This window comes from Caldovatus aquaticus (genome assembly GCF_019458025.1).
In the GTDB taxonomy this organism is placed as follows: Bacteria; Pseudomonadota; Alphaproteobacteria; order Acetobacterales; family Acetobacteraceae; genus Caldovatus; species Caldovatus aquaticus.
In genome coordinates, this window is record NZ_JAHZUY010000110.1 from 1 (window position 1) to 4,700 (window position 4,700).

A 4,700-nucleotide genomic window follows, 5' to 3' on the forward strand; every position below is an offset into this window, starting at 1 on the left:
CGGCGGTCCCCCCGGGACCGCCGGGCGGCGGGTCCGGCGCGGCGCTCAGCGCAGGAACCACCCCGTGCCGCGCCGCAGCGCGTCCGCCCGCCCCTCGCGCGCGAGCTCCCACAGCGGCGTGTCCACAGCAAGCCGCTGCCCGCCGTCGCGCTGCACCGGGCGGATCAGCGCCTCCGCCCGCCCGCGCGTCTCCGCCCCGAACAGGTCGAGCGGGATGCGGACATAGATCCCCTTGTCGAAGCTGCCCTCGCCGAAGCGGGCGAAGGGGACGTCGGTGAAGGTGGCGAAGGCCCCGACCTCGATCCCGGAATCGAAGCGCCGGCCGAGCTCGACCGTCGCCCCCCAGTCGCCCGCCAGGTAGCGCCCCGCGCGCACCACCGCGTAGGTGTTCCACCACGGCAGGTCGGCGTAGAGCGAGAGGTGCCCGGTCGCCACCCGGTAGCGCCGCAGCCCGAGGCGCTGGTCGAAGTCGCGCTGCGCCACGTAGGCGAGATCGAGGCCGAGCGCGAACGGGGCCTCGTGCGGCCGCCACAGCACCTCGGCGGAGAGGCCGGCGAACATCGGCTCCAGGTAGCCGAGGGTGGCGCGCGCGAACCAGTCGGGCGCGGGATTCCACAGCCGCTCGAGGTAGAGCGCCGGGATCGCGGTGCGCCCCTCGCGGGCGTAGCGCGCGAAGTCGCTGCGCACGTGCGGCAGCCGGCTGTCGGAGGGCAGCCCGCGGTCGAGATTGCCCGCCAGCGTCTGCCGCACCCCGCCCGCCAGCGCGAAGCCCGCGGGCAGGGAGAGCCGCGCCCCCGCCGCGCCCGCCGCCTCCCAGCGCAGGGTGCGCTGGGGATCGCCGAGCAGCAGCCGCAATTGCGGCTCGATCCCGCCCTCGAGCGCGACCGCGGGCGCACGCGCCGCGCCGGGCCAGGGATCGCCGCCCGCCGGCAGCAGCAGCGCGGCGGCGAAGACCTCCTCGGCGCTGCCGCGCCCGGCGGCGGCGTCCTCGAAGGCGCGGCGCGGCAGCTCGATCCGCGCCACCTCGACGCCGAGCAGCGACCAGGCGAGCTCGAGACGCTCCACCCGCGCCGGCAGGTGCGGCTGCACGGCGCGCAGGACCCGCCCCGCGGTCTGGGCCAGGGTGCGGTGCCGGCCGCCCTCGACGGCGATGCGCGCAAGGTCCGGCCCGGCGAGGGCGAAGGCGAGCGGGCGGAACCCGGCCGCCCGCAGCGCGGCGAAGACGCGCTCGGCCGCGGGCTCGCCCTCCCCCGCCGGGCGCGGCGCGAGGCGCGGCGGCGGCGGCCGCTCCGCCTCCGGCGGCCGCCACGGATCGAGGCGGAAGGAGAGGCGGAACAGGAGGTCGGTGCCGTGCACGAAGTGCAGCCCGGCGTCCATCCAGTCGTTCGACCATTGCAGCCCGGCGTTCAGCCGCGTCCGCGCCCGCCCCGCTGCGCGCGGGTCGCGCCGCGCCGGGTAGCCGCCGCGCTCGTCGCGCAGCGCATCGCCCGACCATTCGACCTTGGCGCGCAGGCCGGCGAGCTCGCCGCCCCAGGGCGCGGGCAGGGGCGGCACGCTCCACTCGAGCCCGGCGAACAGCGCCGCGCGCTCGCCGCGGAAGAAGCCCGGGATGCGCACCGTGCCGCCCTCGCCGACGCTGCGCGGGCGCTCGGCGAAGCCGCGCGCGAGGCCGGTCAGCGGATTGGCGAGGTCCGCCCCGGTGCCGAGCCGCCCCCAGCCGATCCCGAGCGTGAGGTCGAGGTCCCACCAGCGTTTCGACGCCACCAGGTATTCGCCGGCATAGAGCCCGGTGCCGATCGCGTCCTGCAGGCCGACCGCGAGCGCCGGCCGCCAGTCGCTCTCGCTCCAGAGCCGCAGGCGCAGGTCGAGCGCGCGGTCGGAGGCGGTGCCGGCGCCGCGCGTCGCGTCCAGCCGCTCGGCGATACGGAAGGTGGTCGCCAGCCAGGGCAGCGCCTGGAAGGAGGCGAACCAGAAGCGCCGCTGGCGGCGCAGCGCCGCGCCCGCCTCCAGCGTGCCGTCGGGCCGGAAGCGGGCGTTCGGCATCTCGATCAGCCCGGCGCCGCCGGAATTCGCCCCGCTCGCCGGCACCTCCTCGGCGCGGGCGAGCGCGCCCGGCCCCGCCGCGGCGAGCAGCGCCAGCGCGACGCCGAGCGCGACGCCGGCCGGGCCCGGCCGCGGCCCCCGCCCGCCGCGGCCGGCAGCGGGCGCACGCCCCGCGCGAGCGGCCCGCCGCACGCCTCAGTTCCGCATCTGGCGTCCGATCACCGCCAGCGCGGCGCTGCTGATCGAGACCTGCGTCAGCACCTGCGTCAGGTCGCGCACCAGGCCCCAGGTCTCGTAGGGCGAGGGGTCCTGCGGCACCACCACGAGGCTCCCCGGCGGGATCGGCGGCCCGCCCTGCTGCCAGGCGGAGAGGCCGGCCGGCACCGACTGGCCGTTCGGCAGCACGACGAAGGCGCGGGCGGTGTCGGCGAAGCGCTGCGCGCCCCCCGCGGCGCGCAGGTAGTCGGCGGCGCGCCAGCCCGAGACGAACTGCAGGCTGCCCGGATTGAGCACCGCGCCGACCACCGTCACCTCGTTCGGCCGCTTCGGCATCACGATCAGGTCCCCGGGCTCGAGCAGCACGTCGCGCTCCGGGCGCGCCGCGAGCACGACCGGGTTCGCCTCCACCACCATGCGGCCGGCGGCGCGCGCCTCGCGGATGGCGTTGGCGAGCTCGCGCCCGGCGGTGATGGCGCTGCCGAGATCCGCCGGCGAGCCGCGCGCGCCCGCCACCGCCTGCCCCGCCGCCACCTGCAGCAGCGAGGCCTCGAGCTCGCGCGCGGTGCGCTGGAATCCCTCCTGCTGGCGCTGGCGGACGCTCTCGCGCAGGAACACCGCGCCGTAGGGATAGGCCTGCGGCGTCAACCCGCCGGCGCGCGCGATCACCTCGGAGAGCCGCTCGCCGCGGCGGATGTCGTACACGCCCGGGCGCTGGAACTCGCCGACCAGCGTCACCGGCCCGATGTCGCGGTCGGCGAAGCCGCGCGGCACCCGCACCGCGTCGCGCGGCGAGAGGCGCACCGCCGCGAAGTTCCGGCTGGTGAGGTCGAGCCGCGTGCGCGCGAGCGGGATCGCGGCGCCCTGCTCCACCGGCTCGCGCGCGAATTCCACCGCCGAGAGGTCGGCGGTGTCGGTCGTCCCGCCGGCCGCCGCCAGCACCGCGTCGAGGCCGGTGTCGTTGACGATCGGATAGAGTCCCGGCAGCCGCACCTCGCCGGTCAGCAGCACGGTCTGGTCGAGCAGGAAGGGCAGCAGGGCCGGATAGTCGAGGAACAGCTGCGGGCAGGGCGGCACGCCGATGTCGGGGAAGCCGGCGCCGCGCGCATGCGCGAAGCGGTGCGGCGAGGCACGCGCGGCGACCGCGACCTGGCCGAGCGCCGGGCAGGCGGCCGGCCCCTCGCCCAGGGCCTCGCCGCGCAGCGCGCGCTGCACCGGCGGGCTCGCCAGCCACTGGATGTCGGCCTGGCCGAGCACCAGCACCTCGTCGGATTCCGCGAGCGGCATGTCGGCCTGGCCACGCAGCACGCGGCCGAGGTCGAAGGGCAGGAAGCGGCGCACCCGCGTCGCCGGGTCCACGCGCCAGACCACGCCGAGGCGCGGATAGGGGTCGGGCCGCACCAGGCGCGGATCGGCGAGCAGCGCGCGCAGCGACCGCCCGCCGCTCGCGCGCGTCAGCGGCGCGACGACGTGGCCGGCGAGGCGGAGCTGGTTCACCGTGACGTCCGCGCCGGGCTCGACCCGCACCGCGTCGCCGCGGCGCAGGAGGTCGCGCGGGCCGATCTCGCCGACGCTGCGCCGCCCCTGCGCGTCGGTGCGCTGCGTCAGGAAGCGGTTGCCCGCGGGCCGCAGCGTGCCGCCGGCGACCTCGAGCAGCGAGGCGAGCGTCGCCCCCGCGGCGCCGGCCGGCAACTCGTAGATCCCGGGCCGCGTCACCTCGCCGGCGAGCGCCACGGTGGCGCCGAGCGGCGGGACGACGACCCGCTCCCCCTCGCGCAGCGCGAGGTCGGGCCGCCCCGGCATGCCGGCGATGACGGCGTAGAGGTCCACGATGCGGCTCGTCCCGCCCGGCCCCTCGACGCGGATCGCGCGCAGGCTGCCGGTCTTGCGCACGCCGCCCGCCGCGGAGAGGGCGTCGAGCACGGTGGAGAGCGCGGTCAGCGCATGGACGCCCGGCCGCACCACCTCGCCGGCGACGAGGACGCCGATCTGGCGCACCTGGGCGACGCTGACGAACACCTCCGAGCCGCCGAGCTCGCGCTCGGCGCGGGCCTCGAGATCGGCGCGCAGCGCGCGCAGCGTGCGCCCGGCGGCGGGGATCGGCGGCAGGTCGGGCAGCAGCAGCAGGCCGTCGCGGCCGATCCGCGCCGTCAGCGTCTGCCGCGCGCGGCCGCGGAAGGCGAGCACCAGCTCGTCGTCGCGGCCGAGCAGGTAGTCGTCGGGCAGCAGGCCGAGCGGAGGCGGGGAGGCCGCGCCCGCCGCCAGGCGGAAGGTGTCGTAGCCGAACTGGCGCAGCGGCGGGTCGGGCGCGGGATCGAAGCGGGCGGCGAAGAACGCCTCGACGTGGGAGAGCGGCTCCTCCGCCGCGCGCGCCGCCACCGCCGCGGGATCCGCCGCCGCGGCCTCGCGCGAAGGCGCGGGCGTCGCGGCGGGACCGGCCG

At 78.4% G+C, this 4,700-nt stretch carries 2 protein-coding genes; both read right to left on the reverse strand.

The features are described 5' to 3' along the window. Nucleotides 1–45: 45 nt before the first annotated feature. Entirely contained in the window at nt 46–2,235 is a 2,190-nt protein-coding gene (locus tag K1J50_RS18535; protein WP_220119229.1) for a YjbH domain-containing protein, read from the reverse strand. Between the two features lie 3 nt (nt 2,236–2,238). Next, the coding region (locus tag K1J50_RS18540; RefSeq protein ID WP_220119230.1) for an SLBB domain-containing protein at nt 2,239–4,700 on the reverse strand (2,462 nt) is incomplete at its 5' end.